Source organism: Lysinibacillus sp. NPDC093216 (assembly GCF_050280325.1).
Classification (GTDB): Bacteria; Bacillota; Bacilli; order Bacillales_A; family Planococcaceae; genus Lysinibacillus.
In genome coordinates this window covers 111213-129337 of sequence record NZ_JBNNVB010000003.1, presented here as the reverse complement: position 1 = coordinate 129337, position 18125 = coordinate 111213, and the positions used below count along the sequence as shown (strand labels likewise).

20 protein-coding genes and 1 riboswitch are annotated in these 18125 nt (G+C 37.8%); of the genes, 19 read left to right on the top strand and 1 reads right to left on the bottom strand.

Features of this window, described 5'->3' with window-relative positions; translation table 11 throughout:
• Window positions 1–366 precede the first annotated feature (366 nt).
• The 18 genes from ACQKOG_RS05275 (at window position 367) to ACQKOG_RS05190 (ending at window position 16373) form a co-directional block, all read left to right on the top strand.
• Entirely contained in the window at window positions 367–1428 is a 1062-nt protein-coding gene (locus tag ACQKOG_RS05275; protein WP_370077072.1) for a YeeE/YedE thiosulfate transporter family protein, read from the top strand.
• 17 nt (window positions 1429–1445) lie between these two features.
• A complete protein-coding gene (locus ACQKOG_RS05270; protein WP_132361421.1) occupies window positions 1446–1670 on the top strand; it encodes a sulfurtransferase TusA family protein in 225 nt (74 codons plus the stop codon).
• Between the two features lie 280 nt (window positions 1671–1950).
• The gene (locus tag ACQKOG_RS05265) at window positions 1951–2211 is read left to right on the top strand and encodes a metal-sensitive transcriptional regulator (RefSeq protein WP_249074807.1); all 261 of its coding nucleotides are present in this window, start codon (window positions 1951–1953) and stop codon (window positions 2209–2211) included.
• A gap of 42 nt (window positions 2212–2253) precedes the next feature.
• Window positions 2254–2595 carry a rhodanese-like domain-containing protein gene (locus ACQKOG_RS05260; protein ID WP_370077069.1) on the top strand — a complete coding sequence of 114 codons (342 nt, stop codon included), beginning with the start codon at window positions 2254–2256 and terminating at the stop codon, window positions 2593–2595.
• Between the two features lie 12 nt (window positions 2596–2607).
• Window positions 2608–2904, top strand: a complete 297-nt coding sequence (locus tag ACQKOG_RS05255) for a rhodanese-like domain-containing protein (RefSeq protein WP_370077067.1) — start codon at window positions 2608–2610, stop codon at window positions 2902–2904.
• A 66-nt stretch (window positions 2905–2970) separates the two neighbouring features.
• Window positions 2971–3525, top strand: a complete 555-nt coding sequence (locus ACQKOG_RS05250; protein WP_370077065.1) for a sulfurtransferase TusA family protein — start codon at window positions 2971–2973, stop codon at window positions 3523–3525.
• A 12-nt stretch (window positions 3526–3537) separates the two neighbouring features.
• The gene (locus ACQKOG_RS05245) at window positions 3538–3933 is read left to right on the top strand and encodes a DsrE/DsrF/DrsH-like family protein (RefSeq protein WP_370077063.1); all 396 of its coding nucleotides are present in this window, start codon (window positions 3538–3540) and stop codon (window positions 3931–3933) included.
• Window positions 3934–4015: 82 nt separating this feature from the next.
• On the top strand, window positions 4016–5143 hold the full coding sequence (locus tag ACQKOG_RS05240) for an MBL fold metallo-hydrolase (protein WP_402870097.1): 1128 nt from the start codon (window positions 4016–4018) through the stop codon (window positions 5141–5143).
• A gap of 149 nt (window positions 5144–5292) precedes the next feature.
• On the top strand, window positions 5293–5520 hold the full coding sequence (locus tag ACQKOG_RS05235) for a sulfurtransferase TusA family protein (RefSeq protein WP_402870236.1): 228 nt from the start codon (window positions 5293–5295) through the stop codon (window positions 5518–5520).
• Window positions 5521–5606: 86 nt separating this feature from the next.
• A complete protein-coding gene (locus tag ACQKOG_RS05230; protein WP_402870100.1) occupies window positions 5607–6383 on the top strand; it encodes a sulfite exporter TauE/SafE family protein in 777 nt (258 codons plus the stop codon).
• Between the two features lie 13 nt (window positions 6384–6396).
• The gene (locus ACQKOG_RS05225; RefSeq protein ID WP_402870103.1) at window positions 6397–7101 is read left to right on the top strand and encodes a DsbA family oxidoreductase; all 705 of its coding nucleotides are present in this window, start codon (window positions 6397–6399) and stop codon (window positions 7099–7101) included.
• A gap of 225 nt (window positions 7102–7326) precedes the next feature.
• Window positions 7327–8277, top strand: coding sequence for a c-type cytochrome (locus ACQKOG_RS05220; RefSeq protein WP_370077057.1), 951 nt, complete (start codon window positions 7327–7329; stop codon window positions 8275–8277).
• Between the two features lie 256 nt (window positions 8278–8533).
• Window positions 8534–9367, top strand: a complete 834-nt coding sequence (locus tag ACQKOG_RS05215) for a M23 family metallopeptidase (protein ID WP_370077055.1) — start codon at window positions 8534–8536, stop codon at window positions 9365–9367.
• Window positions 9368–9452: 85 nt separating this feature from the next.
• Window positions 9453–11441, top strand: a complete 1989-nt coding sequence (locus ACQKOG_RS05210) for an ABC1 kinase family protein (RefSeq protein WP_370077053.1) — start codon at window positions 9453–9455, stop codon at window positions 11439–11441.
• Between the two features lie 457 nt (window positions 11442–11898).
• Window positions 11899–13107 (top strand): NlpC/P60 family protein, encoded by a 1209-nt coding sequence (locus tag ACQKOG_RS05205; RefSeq protein ID WP_370077051.1) that lies wholly within the window; start codon window positions 11899–11901, stop codon window positions 13105–13107.
• 571 nt (window positions 13108–13678) lie between these two features.
• Window positions 13679–14227: a hypothetical protein gene (locus ACQKOG_RS05200; RefSeq protein ID WP_370077049.1), complete on the top strand. Its 549-nt coding sequence runs from the start codon at window positions 13679–13681 to the stop codon at window positions 14225–14227.
• A 233-nt stretch (window positions 14228–14460) separates the two neighbouring features.
• Window positions 14461–14666: riboswitch (cobalamin riboswitch) on the top strand.
• Between the two features lie 200 nt (window positions 14667–14866).
• Window positions 14867–15409, top strand: coding sequence for a hypothetical protein (locus ACQKOG_RS05195; RefSeq protein WP_427445412.1), 543 nt, complete (start codon window positions 14867–14869; stop codon window positions 15407–15409).
• Window position 15410: 1 nt separating this feature from the next.
• Window positions 15411–16373 carry an ABC transporter substrate-binding protein gene (locus ACQKOG_RS05190; protein WP_427445410.1) on the top strand — a complete coding sequence of 321 codons (963 nt, stop codon included), beginning with the start codon at window positions 15411–15413 and terminating at the stop codon, window positions 16371–16373.
• 236 nt (window positions 16374–16609) lie between these two features.
• On the opposite strand, the gene ACQKOG_RS05185 is transcribed toward ACQKOG_RS05190, so the two are convergent.
• Window positions 16610–17155, bottom strand: a complete 546-nt coding sequence (locus ACQKOG_RS05185) for a hypothetical protein (protein ID WP_427445407.1) — start codon at window positions 17153–17155, stop codon at window positions 16610–16612.
• A 147-nt stretch (window positions 17156–17302) separates the two neighbouring features.
• Between ACQKOG_RS05185 and ACQKOG_RS05180 the strand changes: the two genes are divergently transcribed.
• On the top strand, window positions 17303–18070 hold the full coding sequence (locus ACQKOG_RS05180; protein WP_370080098.1) for a tyrosine-protein phosphatase: 768 nt from the start codon (window positions 17303–17305) through the stop codon (window positions 18068–18070).
• Window positions 18071–18125: the final 55 nt, after the last annotated feature.

Sequence of the window (18125 nt, the reverse complement as noted above, 5' to 3'; positions counted from 1 at the left end):
ATAGGGGGTGTTATAAAGTATGTTTTTATTTGTGCAGAGCGTACAATTCCTTTGAAATCATACTGCGAAAAAAACGAAAACAATCTATAAGAAACCTTTACAAAGAAATCAAAAATTCACATGAGATTGGCATGAAAGACGAAAAAATTCATTATGAATTCTTTGGTCCAGCCATGCAATTAACAAAATAAATGAACCCTTGTTATAAGAAGCAGTTATTTGCACTTGTAGCAAGGGTTTTTGAGTGCGTAGGTTTGAAAGAGTTATTAGATTTTTCATTTTTTTTAAAAAAGTGATTGAATTCGCAGTAAAACAGGTGGTAATATACCTTATAAGAATACTTGGATATCGAAAGGGGAATTATGGATGGTCCAAATGGTTATTACAGGACTTATTTGTGGAGCTTTACTAGGATTTGTAATGCAGCGTGGTCGTTTTTGCTTGACTGGCGGCTTCCGCGATATGTATTTGACAAAAGATAATCGTATGTTTTACGCATTACTGATTGCGATAGCAATTCAAAGTGTTGGTGTATATACCTTAATTAGTTTAAAGGTATTTGAATTCAGTGCTGGTTCTTTACCAATAGTAGCTGTTATTGTTGGTTCATTTATTTTTGGGATTGGCATTATTTTCGCTGGTGGTTGTGCAACAGGGACTTGGTATCGTGCTGGAGAAGGTTTAATTGGCAGTTGGATTGCATTAGCTGGGTATATGCTTGTAGCAGCAATGATGAAATCAGGTGTATTGCTGCCATTAGATAAGGCTATTAAAGAAACGAGCATTGAAAGTAATTCTATTGCCGAGACAATTGGCGTAAACAACTGGTTGATTATTACGATTTTTGTAGTAGTTGTTGCATTGATCATTTACCGTGAGCTCAAGAAGCCACGATTGAAAATCCCAGGGTTAAAGCCGAAAAAAACGGGATTAGCACATATTTTATTTGAAAAACGTTGGCATCCATTTATAACTGCAACAATTATTGGCGTAATTGCAACTTTAGCGTGGCCATTAAGTGTTGCTACTGGTCGCATAGGTGGGTTAGGTGTTACAACACCTTCTGCTAATATTTTGCAATTTTTAGTGACAGGACAAATTAGCTTCATCAACTGGGGTGTTTTCCTTGTACTAGGAATTTTCTTAGGATCATTATTCGCAGCAAAAATGAGTGGCGAATTTAGATTCCGTATTCCAGATACAAAAACAGCGATAAACAGCTTATGTGGTGGACTTATGATGGGGTTCGGCGCAGGTTTAGCAGGAGGTTGCTCAATTGGTAATGGATTGGTGATGACAGCGATGATGACTTGGCAAGGTTGGATTTCATTAGGGTTTATGATTTTAGGTACATGGACAGCATCTTACTTTGTATTCGTTCGACCAAGTAAAAAGGCTAAGCAAGCTGCGCGAGTAATAACAGCATAAAAAAGGAGTGTATTCATTTGAAAAAAACATTAGAAGTAATGGGGATGGTTTGTCCATTTCCTTTAGTAGAAGCAAAAGAAGCTATAAAAGATTTACATTCAGGCGATGAATTAGAAGTGCAATTTGATTGTACACAAGGTACAGAATCTATTCCTCGTTGGGCTGCTGAAGAAGGGCACGAGGTAACGGAGTATGAACAAGTTGGCGAAGCTGCTTGGACAATTACTATTAAAAAGAAATAAGCCTTCATAGCAATGTGCTATAAATTCTATTTAAGCGAGAAATTCGATGATGCATCGTCGGATTTCTCGCTTTTTTTAACTTATTTCAGCGGTGTTTACACCCGCTGAAATAGAGGAACTCAGTCTATTGACGAGATAAAACGTTGCTACAAGAGGGAAATGACATTGTAACGATGATTAAGAAAAATTCGAGCTTTCATGTTGACATTATACCTAATGGGGTATATTATGAATCACGTAAGCAAGTTCAATCGATCGTTTTGAAGGGAGGCGTGATAGTATGGCTTACGGTACAAAAACAGCTAATCGAGTGAAGCGAATAGAAGGTCAATTGCGTGGTGTTTTACGCATGATGGAGGAAGAAAAAAACTGTAAAGATGTGATTACACAGCTATCTGCCGTGCGTTCTGCGGTTGATCGGACTATTGGAGTAATTGTTAGTGAAAATTTATTGGAATGTGTTACGACTGCTGAAGGGGATGCGGAAAAAGTGAATACAGCCATCCAAGAAGCGATGGATTTAGTTGTGAAAAGCAGATAAATTTATATACCCTGAATAGTATGCAGGAGGAGGTGGTGTTACTTGGGAACATGGATTTTACTTGCTGTTGTTATTGCATTTTTCGTTTGGCGAATGAAGCCAACGAAAGGGGTGCAGTCAATTTCGGCGGCGCAATTGAAAAATATTTTGAATGATAAGGATAAAGTTTTTATCGATGTGCGTACACCGGCTGAATATAAGGGGCGAAATATCCCGCAATTTAAAAATATTCCACTTGGTTCGAGTTTTGATAAATTACCGAAAGATAAAGAGGTAGTGGTCATTTGTCAAAGTGGGATGCGTAGTAGTCAGGCGTGTAAGCAATTAAAAAAACAAGGATTTGAGCGTGTCACAAATGTCCGTGGTGGCATGAGTGCGTATTAGGAGGAAAATAGCATGAAGGAAGTTTCAACAAAAGAAGTACAACAAGCTTTAGAGCAAGGTCAGGCAATAAATTTAATCGACGTACGTGAAGTAGATGAAGTTGAGGCAGGTCACATACCGGGCATTATTCATATCCCACTTGGCTTACTTGAATTTCGTCTGCATGAGCTAAATAAAAATGAACCATATGTTATGGTCTGTCGATCAGGTGGTCGTAGTGGAAGTGCTACTCAGTTTTTAGAAAGCCAAGGTTTCAACGTATCCAATATGGTTGGTGGTATGCTCGCTTGGAATGGTGAAGTAAAGTAAAACCTGTAACGCTTGCTATATTTTTTTAGTAAAAATAATACCCTTGTAGGTATATAGGAGGAAGTTATGAGTATTAAGGCAGATTTTCAGCTGGATGCCAAGGGGCTTTCTTGTCCTATGCCAATTGTTAAAACGAAAAAGGCAATGGCTGATTTAGTAGATGGTCAAATTTTAGAAGTCTCAGCGACAGACAAGGGTTCGAAGGCGGATATTGCTGCATGGGCTGAATCTGTAGGTCATCAATATATTGGGACAGTGGAAGAAGAGAGTGTGCTTAAACATTACATTCGTAAATGTTCAGATGACACAATGGATGAGAGAACATTTGAACAGACAATTGAGTTAGAAGAGGTTATGGAAAGAGAAGGTCTTATTCTCGATGTTCGAGAGAAGGCGGAGTTTGCTTTTGGGCATATTGAGGGAGCAAAGTCTATTCCGATGGGGGAACTAGAAGCTCGTCTTTCTGAGCTTGATAAAGAACAAGAGATTTATGTCGTATGTCGAACAGGGAAGCGTAGTGATTTAGCTGCTCAAAAGCTTACAGCACATGGCTTTACAAAGGTATTTAACGTTCTACCAGGGATGACTTCCTGGACGGGAAATTTAACAAAAAATATTTAGGAGGAATTTATTATGTCAAATAAAGTAGCGATAATTGCAAGTAACGGTGGTCTTTTCGATGCGTATAAGGTGTTCAATATTGCGACGGCAGCGGCTGCTACAGAGAAAGAAGTAGCCATCTTCTTTACATTCGAAGGTTTAAATTTAATTCATAAACAAGGAATGCACGCATTACCTATGCCTGCGGGAGCGGAGCATTTTGCAGAAGGGTTTGCTAAAGCTAATGTACCAGCAATTCCGCAATTGGTGGAAATGGCACAAGAATTAGGTGTGAAGATGATCGCGTGTCAAATGACTATGGATGTAATGGGTTTAACGACAGCAGATTTTATTGAAGGTATCGAGGTTGGGGGAGCTGTGACATTCTTAGAGTTTGCAAAAGATGCAGCACCGTCATTAACATTCTAATTAATTTGTAACTATACAGGCGGAGAGGACAGTCCTTTCCGCTAAAAAAATCAATAAAACAATACCTAAGGGGGTAACTGAAGTGTCAGTTCTAAAATGGAGCGCAGCACAAGTAGCGAAAAAAGTAATTAATAATGAAGAATTATTTATTTTAGATGTTCGAAATGCGGATGCATTCGAAGATTGGAAAATTGATGGACATAAATTTGAATACCTTAATATTCCGTATTTTGAGCTATTAGACGGCGTCGAGGATATTTTACCGAAGATTCCAGCTGATATGGATGTGTTAGTCGTTTGTGCGAAAGAAGGGTCATCTCTGATGGTAGCCGAGATGTTATCAGAAGCGGGACGCACGGTGGCTTATTTAGAAGGTGGAATGAAAACGTGGAGTGAATATTTAGAACCGATTAAAGTTGGAGATTTAACAGATGGTGGTGAGCTTTATCAATTTGTACGTTTAGGGAAGGGTTGCCTTTCTTATATGGTCATCTCTGAGGGAGAAGCTGCGATTATCGATGCTGTGCGTTTTACTGACACATTCACAAGCTTTGCGGAAGAGAAAAACGTAAAAATTAAATATGTGTTCGATACACATTTGCATGCTGATCATATTTCTGGTGGACGACATATAGCAGCTACTACTGGTGCGGCGTATTATTTACCACCAAAAGATGCAGAAGAGGTTGTGTTTGACTATACACCTTTACTGGATGGAACAACTGTACAAGTTGGCGCCTCTAAAATTGATGTAGGAGCGATTTATTCTCCTGGTCATACAATTGGTTCAACGTCATTTGTTGTGGACAACAAGTATTTATTAACTGGAGATATTTTATTTATTGATTCAATTGGACGCCCTGATTTAGCGGGTCTTGCAGAAGATTGGGTTGGTGATTTACGCGAAACACTTTACAAACGATACAGAGAATTATCGGATGATTTAATTGTTTTACCGGCTCATTTTATGATTATTGATGAACTAAATGAAGATGGAACTGTAGCAAAACATCTTGGGCAATTATTTGCCGAAAATCACGGCTTAAATATTAAAGATGAAGCAGAATTCCGAAGCGTGGTAACAAAGCATTTGCCTCCACAGCCAAATGCATATCAAGAAATTCGTCAAGTAAATATGGGTAAGATTACCCCGACGCAGGATGAGCAAACAGAGATGGAAATTGGTCCGAATCGCTGCGCAGTTCGATAGTCCGTTAAGTGAAATGCAATGAGTACGCATGCATGGTTATAGCATGTAAATACCGCGAAGCGAAGGCGCTCATCCTTCGTAAAGTCGTGAAAAAACAAACAGAACCGGCAAAATCGCTTACAACCTTTGCCGTTCCAAAGGAGAAAAATATGAAATCAAACTTACAACTAGATGCAAAAGGTCTATCTTGTCCAATGCCTATAGTGAAAACAAAAAAAGCGATAGATACATTAGCTTCAGGGGAAGTTTTAGAGGTTCAAGTAACAGATAAAGGAGCGCTAGCGGACATCCCTGCTTGGGTAAAAGCCGGTGGTCATACAATTTTAGATAAAACTGAAGACGCTGGTGTCATTACATTCTTTATTCAGAAAGCTTAAGACTGGAGGGGGTTGTCTATTGGAAAGTAGAACACCCCTCCTTTTGTTATTGGTTCTTAGTGAAGTAACCAGAAAGAAGGAAGAGTATGGATTTAGCATGGATTATTACAATATTTTTGATTGGCTTTGTCGGTTCGTTTGTATCAGGAATGCTAGGAATTGGCGGAGCAATTATTAAATATCCAATGTTATTATATATCCCACCTTTACTTGGCTTTGCAGCATTTTCAGCACACGAGGTGTCAGGGATTAGTGCAGTAGAAGTGTTGTTTGCTTCTATGGCAGGAGTATGGGCATATCGAAAAGGTGGTTATTTAAATAAATCACTGATTATATATATGGGTGGTGCCGTATTAGTAGGGAGTTTCGTTGGTAGTTATGGTTCTAAATTTTTATCTGAAGTGGGAGTTAACATCGTTTATGGTGTATTGGCGTTGATTGCCGCGGTGATGATGTTTATTCCTAAGAAGCAAATTGACGACAAGCCTTTAGATGAGGTAACGTTCAATAAACCGATAGCAGCCGTTTTAGCGTTTATTGTTGGTATTGGATCGGGGATTGTCGGGGCAGCTGGTGGTTTCTTGTTAGTACCGATAATGCTAGTAGTATTAGGTATACCCACACGTATGACAATCGCTACAAGCCTTGCGATTACCTTGATATCCTCAATAGGTGGAACGATTGGAAAATTGATGACGGGACAAGTTAATTACTATCCTGCAGTCATTATGATTATAGCTAGCCTAGTAGCTGCTCCATTAGGTGCAAGGGCAGGGAAAAATTTAAATACGAAAATTTTGCAGGCTATTTTAGCAGTACTTATATTGGCAACTGCTATCAAAATTTGGATGAATATATTATAGGAGGCAGTTGTAAATGAAAATTGAGGTTTTTTCCGATTTTACATGTCCGTTCTGCTATATTGGCAAACGAGAATTGGAGCGTGCTATTGACTTAGCAGGTTATTCAGGGCAGGTAGAAATTGAATACAAAGCATATCAAATTGGACCAGATACGCCTAAGAAAGATGCACCAACTTTATATGAGGGTATGACTGCGAAATTTGACTCCACGATAGAAGAAGTAAAGGAAATAACTAAGGGTATAGCAATACGGGCCGAAGAGGTTGGCTTGCATTACAATTTTGAGGATATGAAAACAGCTCATACTGAAAAAGCCCATCGATTGGCAAAATGGACAAGAGATTTTGGTAAAGAGTCGGTTTATACGGAAGAACTTATGAGTGGTTATTTTTTGGAAGGAAAAGACTTAAACGATGATAGGTTCTTGTTAAAAGTCATTGAAAATTTAGACTTAGATGTTGAAATGGCAAAGGGCGTACTAGCATCAAAAGACTTCAGTGAAGTTTTAGATAGAGATCGATATGATGCCCAACAGCTAGGTATACAAAGTGTTCCGTTCTTTGTTTTTGAAAATCGTTACGGTATTAAAGGTGCAGAGCCAACTGAGGTTTTCGTACGTACTTTACATCAAGCGGCGGAGATAGCGGGTATTCAGCCGGTTTTAAAGATGGTAGGTGATGGTGAAGCTATTTGTGCTGATGGTGAATGTAAATTATAAGAATACGCTAAAATGCTGGGTGCAATGCTGTGCTCGGCATTTTTGTATTAGGAAATAATTCATACTGTATGAGGTATTAAGTCTTGTTTAATGTGTTATAGAACAAAAGAATTTGTAATTATATCCTCTAAATGGTTCTATTTACGTGAAATGTGAGAAAAATCACATCGAAAAACATATCGTTTTGCTAAAATATAGGTGATTATACAAAGGGGGGTATTGTAGATGAAACCTATAGTAGCAGGGGTTGCGGGGACAGTGCTGTTAGTAGGTACACTTTTTGTGGGGGCGGTCATTAGCGACAAAATTTTAGGGGATGCTAAAGGAGAAAGTAAAGAAGTTGCTGTACAAACAAAAATACCAACGACAGCAGCTGCTCAGTCAGTTGTCTATGCGCCGCCAAGTATTGAAGAAGTACCAGATGGACCTATGAAGGAAGCGATATTATACGGCTATGAGCTTGTAAATAATACACATGTTGCTGCAGAAGAATATGTTGGGAATCAGTTGTCTTGCACAAGCTGTCATGCAGGAGCGGGTTATGATGAACAAGTTTCGTCATTGGTAGGTGTTATGGCGAATTATCCTCAATATATTGCACGCTCAGGTGATATTGTAACGATTGAGGAGCGTATTAACGGTTGTATGGTTCGCAGTATGAACGGTAAGAAATTTGACATGAATAGTAAAGAGTTAGAAGCAATGGTCTCATACTTCGCCTATATTTCAGAAGGTGTACCGATCGGGGCAGAGCGTGAATGGGTAGGTACAAGTACTATGAAGAACATTCCTATACCAGATGTTAAGAACGGTGAGGAAGTATATGCCCAGTCTTGTATTGCTTGTCACGCAGCTGATGGCTCAGGTACAGGTGCTAATACAGGCCCAGCATTATGGGGTAAAAACTCATTCAATGATGGAGCGGGTATGGCGAGAATGTCAAAAATGGCTGGCTACATCAAACATAATATGCCAGTTGGTGCAGAGGGTACTTTGACAGATCAAAATGCCGCTGATTTAGCAGCCTTTATTTTATCGCAGGATCGACCTGAATGGGCAAATCATGATAAAGATTGGCCAGAAGGCGGACGTCCTAATGATATTATGAATAAAGAAAAACGGGAACAAGTTAAAAATGGCACAATAAATTGGGAGCAAGTACTTTCTACTAATTAAGATGAGGGACCATCTCTTGCGAGTAGAAATAATATACGTTTCGATTTACCTTTAGATAATTTTTTGTCTAAAGGTATTTTTTTATCTAAAGATGGAAATCTACATCTGAGGCCGTATAGGCGCGTTATCCTTCGATTGCTATATTTAGTAATGGTGATTATTATTACGGATTTTAGACATAAGGAGGAAGTTTATTATTAAAAAAGTGTTGCGAAAGTATGGTTACACAAATGGTGCTTTAATAGGATTTATTTTATTGTTATGGATCAGTGTCTTTTTTATTGGTGGCATATATGGAGCGTATTCATGGGCAATACTTAAATTAGTTTTACCAATCGTAGGGGCGCTAGGATTGATGATTAATTTGATTATGGTGATTATATTTATTATTAAAAAGCAGAAAGGTGTAAAGCTGTTTATTAATATAGTCGTAAACATAATGTTAATCTTTCCAATACTAATGACCATGAATATTATTTCTTATGCTTACCCGAACACTATTGAACGTGCCCAACCATCTATAACTGTAAGCTGGCCTTTAACTGCAGAAACTGTAGTTGGGTGGGGCGGTAATGATGTTAAAGATAATTTGCCTCATGCAGTATGGGCATCAGAGAGATGGGCCTACGATTTAGTAATGGAACCATATAATATTAATAGTGAAAGCAATGAGGATTACAGAATATGGAATAAAGAAATTTACTCACCTGTTTCTGGAGTTGTTATTGCTGTTTCAAATAATGAAGCTGACATTACACCAGGGACAGAAGATTTTAAGTCGATTGAAGGAAATTACGTGTACATAAAAATAAACGAAACATGTACGTATCTTTTACTTAATCATTTTAAAAAAGGTAGCGTATCTGTTGAAGTTGGAGATACTGTAGAACCTGGAGATTTCATAGGGCGTGTTGGAAATAGCGGTTCATCCTCGGAGCCTCATTTGCATATTCACCATCAAAGACAAGATCCAACGAAAGTTATACATCCTGTCTTAGCGGAAGGACTGCCTCTATTTTTTCAAGATATAGATGGTGACCTCATGCCGAAAAAAGATACTATTATAGAACCACACCCTTTATTAAAGTAACTATTTCTCTGGCTTTATACAAAGATGTACAGGTCGTATTTTGTTATACTAGCAGTATTAGGAAGTAGCATCGGAGGTGACGCTGTTGATTTTTTTGAAATTTTTAATCGAACTCATTGTTGTATCAGTGCTTATTTATTTTGTAAGTGGTCGATTAATTGGTTCAAATATTAATTTTATACGTAGGGTTCTTTCTGTAGTTATTAGTGTGACGCTAACGTCCTTTGTTTATTGGTATACCTATTTACGCCATACAGATTTTTTATACGAACCAATGATGCAAACAGTGACAGAGGTTAGTACACTTGTTTGGATTGGTTGCATGCTACTAATTTCGATGTTACTCTACCTCGTTTTTGAGCTTTTTGATCCAAGTGGTATTACAGCTAGAGATCGTCGGAATGGCAAAAAAAATTTATTATTGCGCCTTCGTAGTTACTGGCGGCAGCAAAAGCGTTTGCGTCAGGTGTTAAAAATAGCAGTGACAAATGGTGTTGTTCAAACGATTAAATACGCAAGACAACGAGAAAATGAAAAGGAGCTTGCCGTTGCTTTAAGGATAACTTTGGAGCAATGTGGTGGGATATTTATTAAATTTGGTCAGGTACTTTCTACTCGTAAGGAACTGTTTTCGCCTATTTTTATTGACGAGTTAGAGAAGCTACAACATAATGTGAAGCCTTTATCGTCAGAGCAGGTATCACAAATTTTAGAAGATTCACTTCCGAAGCCTATGAATGAAATATTTGTAAGCTTTCAAATGGAGCCTATTGCGGCAGCATCTATTGGACAAGTACATAAGGCACGATTGAAAAATTTTGATGAAGTCGTGGTGAAGCTACTACGTCCAGACGTGAAGGAAATCATGCGAGACGATCTCGATATTTTAGAGGAATTTGCCAATTGGCTTTCAAACAAATCTACATGGGCTGAGTCACTTGGTTTTCGAGAGCTTGCTAAAGGATTTGGCGATGGGTTACGCGAGGAAGTTCATTTAGATATTGAGGCTCGTAATACATTGCAGGTGACGAATGCTCTTACTAAAAGCGATTATAAGGTGAAGATTCCTAAAATCTATACAAAATACTGTAATGAAAATATTATTGTCATGGAATATGTACGGGGGAAAAGCGTTGCAAATGCTGCGGCTGAATTTAATCGATTAGGAAATAATCGTAGGCAGTTTGCACGGACTGTTTTATACTCCTTCATTGAACAGATGCTTGTTTCGGGTATATTTCATGCAGATCCACATCCAGGAAATATTCAGATTGATGAGACGGATGGCACACCGATCCTCCTTGATTTTGGGGCTGTTGGCCGTTTGGGAGCTACACAACAAGAGGGCTTAAAGCTAATTTTAATGGGGATTCATCTAAATGATTCAAATACTTTATTTGACGGTGTAACATTATTGGTTGAAAACGCTGATCATGCAGATCGTGCAAAGATAGAACAAGCAATTGATCAAATTCTCTTGAAAATTTCTTACGTGGATCGAATTCCGACAGAAGAATTAATACATGCGTTATTTACGGTTGTTCGGGATTTTGGTCTTGCTTTCTATCCAGCAGTAGGTTTAGCGCTGCGTTCATTAGTAACATTAGAGGGGACTTTACGGGTAATTGACCCGAATTTTGATATTTTTACGGAAGCAAAAGATTTTTCATCTGCATATATGCGAGCATCCTTCCTGAAGCCATTTAAAGAACCGATGGCAACGAAGGAACGTTTACAAGAAGAATTAGCAATGCTTATTCCGGCATTGCGCAAAATGCCAAGACGAGTTAACCAGCTCATTCAACGGGTAGAGAGTGGAAAAATTATCTTACATCACGATGTTTTTTCGGATGAGGATAATGCTCGTTTTATTACAAATTTGTTTTCCCGTTTCGTCTTACTTCTCGTAGGTATTACCTTTGGCATTGTTTCTGTAGCACTTTTAGCAATCTCGCAATTTATTCGTGATGCATACGCTGTTTATTTAAATACAGCTGCATACTTGGGATTGTTTTTATGTGCCATTCTTTTGGTACGCCTTTCTATCCAAGCGTTACGTTCTATGAGGCAATAGGAAGCGCCAACTTGGAGTGGAAATTAATATCTTTGTTCATTGAAATACATTTGCGACAAGATGAGGTAGGGGAAATGCTCCCTTACCTTTTTTTTATTTTAACTTCTTTTAGCCGATTCTGGACGCAATTATGCAGAGGCATAATGGGTAAATGTTCTCGAGAAATATTACAAAAACATTACAAAACAGAAATTGGGTCTAATGGTAAAGCAGTTAAAAACGTTGTTATGTAGAATAAAATGTAGTTTTGTAGAATTTAATAGAATTTACGTGAATATTACAAGAATGTTGCGAGTTTTACTAAACGATTAAAAAGCCGTGAAATAGTATAAAAGTTATGCTAATAATGCTAAACTTTAAAAGGCTAATAAATATATAAGAGAAAATAAAAGAAATCGTTCCAGTGATTACATTAAAATACGAAGAGCGAAATTGACTAGTGAAGGGGAAGAATAACGTGGGTAAACGCAATAAATGGCGTAAGTCGATGGTGCTAGCATTAGCACTAGCTGGCGGCTTATTATTTAATACAGTTCAACCAACCGTAGTGCACGCAGAAGAAACATCTCAACAAATGATTGATAAGAAAGCTAAAATAGATACAGAGGTTAAAAAGCTACAAGAAGAATTAACTAATTTACAAAAAGAGATCGATGAAAAAGTAAAAGTATTTAACAAAGTACAAGCAGATATTAAAGAAGTTGATGCAAATATTGTAGATACTAAAAAACGTATTGAGCAACGTTCAACAATTTTAAGTGAACGTATGGCTGCATACCAAGCTCAAGATAACACTGTAGGTATATATTTAAGTGCTGTTCTTGAATCGAAAAGCTTTGCAGATTTAATGGACCGTGTCGTAGCGGTAAAAACATTAATGGATGCTGACCAAGAATTAGTAGATCAACAAGAAGCGGATAAGGCTAATTTAGAGAAACAAAAAACAACATTAGATGAAAAACAAAAAGAGCTTCAAAAACAATTCCAAGAGCTTCAACAAAAGGAAAGCGAAATGGAAGTAAAAAAAGCTGAGAATGAAGCGAAATCTCTAGCTTTAAAGGCACAAATTGCAACGAAACAAGAAGAAGAACGTTTAGAAGCAGAACGTAAAGCAGCAGAGGAAGAAGCAGCTCGTTTACGTGCACTTCAAGCAGCTACTCCAGTAGTACAAGCAACAAATAACGACGTTAACAATAATACTAGTAACAATAATAATAGTAACAGTAATACTAGCAACACTAACAATAGTGGCAAAGCGAACAATGAAAAATCACTACAAAAAGTCGTTGTTGGTTCTGGTTCAGGTACTGCATCTTCAGGTGATGCAATTTCAACTGCAAAGCAATTCTTAGGCCGTAGCTATGTTTGGGGCGGCAGTAACCCATCAACAGGATTTGACTGTTCAGGTCTTGTGCAATGGTCTTACAAACAAGCAGGCGTATCTTTACCACGTACAGCATCACAACAATATTTAGCAACACAACGTATTTCAGCAAGTGAAGCACGTGTAGGTGACCTAGTATTCTTCAGCTATGGTTCAGGCATAGCGCATGTAGGTATTTACTTAGGAAATAACACGATGATCGATGCTCAAAATAAAGGTGTTGTCATTGAATCACTTGATTGGTGGAATCAATATTTAGTAGGCTTCGGTCGTATTCAATAAGCCCTACTATTATATAGACGATTTAAATAGCGAAAAGGTCATCTTTGTAAAAAAAATTACAAAGATGACCTTTTTTAATATTTGACGGTATTCAAGATTTTGCGAGTAAACCTATCATCCCTGATATAGTGATCCATTAATTTAGGCTCGACTAGTCGATGAATAATGAGTAAAATAACATCTAGGATGAATTTATTTACATAAGTAGATATATTTACTACCATATTACCAGTTACTAAAATGAAAATAGAGCCGATGTAAGGTATAGCATCAATTATCCATATAATGATTGCCATCGTTATAGCGTATTTCGCTTGGATTCATAGAAGGCTAATTCCGATTATAAAGCTAACATGTAAAATGTGTCTTTTATAGCCGAAAGAAATGTTTCCTTGCATATTGATACTCATTTCTGATAATTTTGAAATATAATAATTGGGACCTTACTTTGAAATTAAAAGTGTTTGTGACTTTAGTTTCGTAGTAGTAAAGTAACGAATGATAGAAATTAATACAATACTTACAAGTTTACCATTTTTACGTTCTGAAACAATAAAGGTAGGGATGAATCATGGAAAAAGAGATTTTGCAACTTTTTAGTAATTTAACAGAGCGTGACCTTGATATTCAATACAAATCATACGAAGAATTAATGAAAATTATGCAAGAACCAGTTGATTGGACATATTCAGTTTGGGAACAACTTGTTCAAGCTCTTACATACAAAAATGGACATGTACGTGCAAGTGCTGCACAATTTTTATGCGCATTGGCAGCAAAAAGTGATCCCGAAGAAAGAGTATTAGAGGACTTCTTAAAGATTTGGGCAGTAACGTATGATGAAAAAACAGAAACTTCGAGGCATACTTTGCAGGCGATTTGGAGAATAGGTTTAGCAGGGCAGGTACAAAGAGATTTAGTCGTGTCATATTTGGCGAAAAGATTTCAAATATGCTTAGACGAAAAGCACCCGACATTGATACGCTATGATATTATTGTATCTTTTAAAAAGCTATTCGATGCAACGAATGACCCAAAACTACTAGAGATTGCTCGACGTTTAATTGAAGAAGAAGAAGATGTTAAATGCAAAAAGAAATATAAGAATGCCATCCGTTAAAAGATGTAAAATAGCTGTTTTTTTGCGCATGCTTTCGTTGAGAGATAGCTTTTATAACATCAATCTATGAAATATAACAAATACCTGCACGAGCATGTGAAATGCCCGTGGGGTAACGAATACACCCGCGTGCATAAGGTGATACCTGCATGATCTTTATCCATCGTATTTGTTTATTCTAATTCCACAGCTATTTTTTCCTATTAATCTATGTTAAACTGCTAAACAAGTGAATAATTCTTGCAGAATAAGGGTGCTAAACTATAGCATAATCGGGAATTCGGTGAAAAACCGAAGCTGTTTCCGCAACTGTAAGTACAGGAATCATAAAGATATACCACTGTCGAATTATCTGATGGGAAGGTTTTTATGACTCACAACATGATTGAATGTAGTGAACTGTACAAGCCAGGAGACCGACCTTTGTTTGAACGTATGATAACTCTTCGGAAGCTAGGAGAATATGCGGCAATTACATAGGCTATGTTGTGTCTATACGACACTATTATGTTATTTTCGTTGTTTCCTTAGGAGTGGGAACAACGTTTTTTTTATGTACACTTATCTTTCACCTGCTGGAATCCTAAGAAGGTGTGAATAAAGTAAGAATTTTTCACGAAGGAAAGCGGGGACTTAGATTTGAAAAAAGATGCACGTTATTCTTGTTATCCATTTATGCGTGAAAAGGCATCAACGGTAGATTTTGAAATTCGAACAGATAGCCTTACAACACATATTGGCGTCGCTTTGGTGGCGGTAAAAAAGGAAACGGTAGAGGTAGTAGTAGATGATTTACTAGCCATTTTACCAATGGCTTACCATGTAAATGGCTCAGTACGAGGTAAATTGGCGGTAACTGAAGATAATTTGACTTGGCTAAGTAATCGCTATGATTTCTATGTTAGTCATGTTAAGGATGAAATACAAAACTTTGTATTACCTCAAGGGACAGAGGCTGCTACTGCATTACATTTATGCCGTAGTGAGGCGAAAAAATCATATCGCGTTTTGCACAAAGTATCTGAAGAACGGGAAGTACCTGCTATTCTCTTTGATTATTTAGGATTACTAGCCAATGTCTTTTTTGTAATGGTTGTCTTTATGAATCAGCAGGCTGGTATTGCTGAAATACCGTTTATTAGTAAGTCATACCCGATGAAAAAGAAAAAGGAGAATCAATGAAATGAAGAAAATGTTTAAGCTACAATGGCTTTCTGTGTTAATGTTAGCACTCGTTTTAGTTGGCTGTGGCGCGAAAGAGGATATTAATAAAGAGACTATTTCTAAGGAAGATCAACAAGTTGAGAAAACTAGATATAAAGTTAAGGATGACCGTGGCGTAGAAGTAGAGTTTGCTGCCGCACCTAAAACTATTGTTTCATTGCAACCAAGTAATACAGAAATTTTATTTGCTCTAGGTGTGGGGGATAAAATCGTTGGTGCAACTGAATATGATACGTATCCGGAAGAAGCGCAAAAAATTGAACGTGTTTCTGATTCTGTAAAATTCAATAGTGAGCGTAATTTAGCGTTAAAGCCAGATGTCGTTATTGCCTATACAACTGGAGGCGATGAAGAAAATTTAAATGCCTTAAAAGGTCTCGAAGATGCAGGTATTAAAGTGTTTGCCATTCAATCGGCTAAAACATTTGATGATGTGTACGGGGATATCCAACAAATCGCAACAGTTATGGGAATCAAAGATAAAGGCGACAAGTTAAATGATGATATTAAAGGTAAAATTGCAGAAGTCCAAGCAAAAGTTAAAGATGTGAAAGAACCAAAAAATATCTATTTAGAAATTAGTCCGAAGCCAGACATATATACACCTGGTTCTGGTACATTCCAACAAGAGATTTTAGATGCTGCAAATGTTAAGAACGTTTTTGCTGACCTCAAAAGTTGGGCAAAGGTATCTGAGGAAGATATTATTGCAAAAAATCCAGATGTCATTTTAACAACCGTAAACTATGGGGAAAACCCAACGGCAGAAATCCTCTCTCGTGATGGATGGAATTCAATCACTGCCATTCAAAATAAAGCGGTGTATTCTATAGACACTGATATTTCAAACCGTCCGGGTCCGCGTATTGGCGAAGCTGTTGAGTTAATAGCAAAAGCAGTTTACCCTGAGTTATTTAAATAGTATTTTGGAGCTGTCCTTTATCAAGGGCAGCTTTTTTGATGGATAATAGTGAAATGTCAGGGTAAAAACCCGTTTCTCTTCGGTGAAGAAGTGTCGGTTGGAGTGGATAACTGATCCGCTTTGAAGAGAAAGTGATCGGTTGGAGTGGATAACTGATCCGCTTTGAAGAGAAAGTGATCGGTTGGAGTGGATAACTGATCCACTTTGAAGCAGAAGTGATCGGTTAGAGTGGATAACTACTCCGCTTTGATGAAGAAGTGATCAGTTGGAGTGGATAACTGCTCCGCTATGAAGCAGAAGTGATCGGTTGGAGTGGATAACTGCTCCGCTATGATGAAGAAGTGATCAGGTAGAGTGGATAACTGCTCTGCTTTGAAGAGAAAGTGATCGGTTAGAGTGGATAACTGCTCCGCTATGAAGCAGAAGTGATCGGTTGGAGTGGATAACTGATCCGCTTTGATGAAGAAGTGATCAGGTAAAGTGGATAACTGCTCTGCTTTGAAGAGAAAGTGATCGGTTAGAGTGGATAACTGCTCCGCTATGAAGCAGAAGTGATCGGTTAGAGTGGATAACTGCTCCGCTATGAAGCAGAAGTGATCGGTTAGAGTGGATAACTGCTCCGCTTTGATGAAGAAGTGATCAGGTAAAGTGGATAACTGCTCTGCTTTGATGAAAAAGTGATCAGGTAAGGTGGATAACTGCTCTGCTTTGATGAAAAAGTGATCGGTTAGAGTGGATAACTGCTCCGCTTTGATGAAAAAGTGATCAGGTAATACGGCCATCTCCCCGCTTCAATAAAGATTCGCTGAAATCCCCCCCTCAGCGTTCAAAGTAGCGTATGACATTCCCTAGTGCGAAAATTGGTATTATATCGAATTGTTCTATAATATAGAGGTAAGCATGCTTGCTAACAGAGAGAGGTGCAGTGAATGAAACAGTTTGATATGAAGATTGTTCCGTTTGAAGCAGTTTATAATTTTCGTGATATGGGTGGTTATAAGTCGAGAGATGGGCGTACTGTTAAGAATGGTTTGATTTATCGTTCAGCAGCACTTGGTAAAATGACGAAAACAGATAAGGAGCTATTTAAAACGCTAGGTGTGAAAACAATTTTTGATTATCGAGACAACCATGAGGCTCAAAATAATCCTAATCCGGTATTTCCGTATGCCAAGTATATTCAAATACCAGCAAAGGGAAATCATGCTTTTGAGATGCCTACAAACACTGGTGGAAAAGATTTTTATAAGGTTGTAAGCCTAGAGATGTTCCGAGAATTTTATGCACAAATGCCTTTTAATAATGACTCGTTTAAAAAGTTAATAGCAACGATTCAACAACCTGAAAATTTAGGGCTTGTTCACCATTGTGCGGTTGGGAAGGATCGAACAGGTATTGGCAGCGCACTTATTTTACTGGCGTTAGATGTACCTGAGGAAACGATCATGGAGGACTATTTAGATACAAATGTACATCTACGTCCCTTAGTAGAACGAATGGCTCAGACAATTCAGCAAGATTATAGCGATCGAGAATTACAGCAATTTTACGCCTTAATGTCTGCCCGTGAGGACTATTTACAAGCGGCATTTGATGCAATGGATAACCGATATGGTTCTAAGACTGCTTTTTTAGAGCAAGAGTTTGGTTTAACAACAGAAAAACGTAAGCAATTGCATGACCATTGCTTACTATGATAAGAAACCCTTTCGCATAAAATTGTGAGAGGGATTTTTTACGTATTATACTACC

What these genes read in the sequence shown, in the direction of transcription:
- ACQKOG_RS05250 (WP_370077065.1), top strand. Translation starts at nt 2,971, where the DNA reads ATGAGTATTAAGGCAGATTTTCAGCTGGATGCCAAGGGGCTTTCTTGT.
- ACQKOG_RS05185 (WP_427445407.1), bottom strand. Translation starts at nt 17,155, where the DNA reads ATGGCCGTATTACCTGATCACTTTTTCATCAAAGCGGAGCAGTTATCC.
- ACQKOG_RS05275 (WP_370077072.1), top strand. Translation starts at nt 367, where the DNA reads ATGGTCCAAATGGTTATTACAGGACTTATTTGTGGAGCTTTACTAGGA.
- ACQKOG_RS05200 (WP_370077049.1), top strand. Translation starts at nt 13,679, where the DNA reads ATGGAAAAAGAGATTTTGCAACTTTTTAGTAATTTAACAGAGCGTGAC.
- ACQKOG_RS05190 (WP_427445410.1), top strand. Translation starts at nt 15,411, where the DNA reads ATGAAGAAAATGTTTAAGCTACAATGGCTTTCTGTGTTAATGTTAGCA.
- ACQKOG_RS05230 (WP_402870100.1), top strand. Translation starts at nt 5,607, where the DNA reads ATGGATTTAGCATGGATTATTACAATATTTTTGATTGGCTTTGTCGGT.
- ACQKOG_RS05235 (WP_402870236.1), top strand. Translation starts at nt 5,293, where the DNA reads ATGAAATCAAACTTACAACTAGATGCAAAAGGTCTATCTTGTCCAATG.
- ACQKOG_RS05180 (WP_370080098.1), top strand. Translation starts at nt 17,303, where the DNA reads ATGAAACAGTTTGATATGAAGATTGTTCCGTTTGAAGCAGTTTATAAT.
- ACQKOG_RS05265 (WP_249074807.1), top strand. Translation starts at nt 1,951, where the DNA reads ATGGCTTACGGTACAAAAACAGCTAATCGAGTGAAGCGAATAGAAGGT.
- ACQKOG_RS05245 (WP_370077063.1), top strand. Translation starts at nt 3,538, where the DNA reads ATGTCAAATAAAGTAGCGATAATTGCAAGTAACGGTGGTCTTTTCGAT.
- ACQKOG_RS05220 (WP_370077057.1), top strand. Translation starts at nt 7,327, where the DNA reads ATGAAACCTATAGTAGCAGGGGTTGCGGGGACAGTGCTGTTAGTAGGT.
- ACQKOG_RS05255 (WP_370077067.1), top strand. Translation starts at nt 2,608, where the DNA reads ATGAAGGAAGTTTCAACAAAAGAAGTACAACAAGCTTTAGAGCAAGGT.
- ACQKOG_RS05225 (WP_402870103.1), top strand. Translation starts at nt 6,397, where the DNA reads ATGAAAATTGAGGTTTTTTCCGATTTTACATGTCCGTTCTGCTATATT.